Annotated in this window: 1 protein-coding gene; it reads right to left on the reverse strand. The window is 71.1% G+C overall.

Features of this window, described 5'->3' with window-relative positions:
- Nucleotides 1-74: 74 nt before the first annotated feature.
- Nucleotides 75-609 (reverse strand): DNA gyrase C-terminal beta-propeller domain-containing protein (locus tag AC1DY2_RS20465; protein WP_476764079.1); only part of this gene is annotated, 535 nt, incomplete at its 5' end.

The raw sequence follows: 609 nt of genomic DNA on the forward strand, positions 1-609 counted from the left end.
TCAGGCCGATGACCTCGAACTCGGGCTTGTTGGGGTACGCGCCCGTGGAGAGTACGCGCCCGTGGAGACGCGCTTCACGACCCCCTGCTTCGTGCCGAGGGCGATCGAGCGATCGCCGTCGAGCGAGACGAGTGCGAGCACCTTCTCGTCGCGGTTCGGCGACCCGGGGTCGTCGCCGACCCGGGGTCGGTGCCGAGCAGCGTCTCGTTGCTCGCGGCCACCGTCACCACGACCGCATCGTCGGCCGCGTCGGTGGGAAGGCTCGTGAAGTGGACGACGTGGGAGCCCGCGGCGAGGTTGATGCCCGCCATGCCGCCGGCGGGGCAGCCCTGCGGACGCACGCTTGACGCGGGGAACCGCAGCAGCTGCGCGTCGGATGCCACGAACACGAGCTCGTCGGACTCGTCGCCCTGGACCGCGCCGACGACCTCGTCGCCGGCCTTCAGGCCGATGACCTCGAACTCGGGCTTGTTGGGGTACGCGCCCGTGGAGACGCGCTTCACGACCCCCTGCTTCGTGCCGAGGGCGATCGAGCGATCGCCGTCGAGCGAGACGAGTGCGAGCACCTTCTCGTCGCGGTTCGGCAGCGCGAGGTAGTCGCCGACCCGG

The sequence above is a fragment of the Agromyces sp. P1_H4 genome (assembly GCF_056405255.1).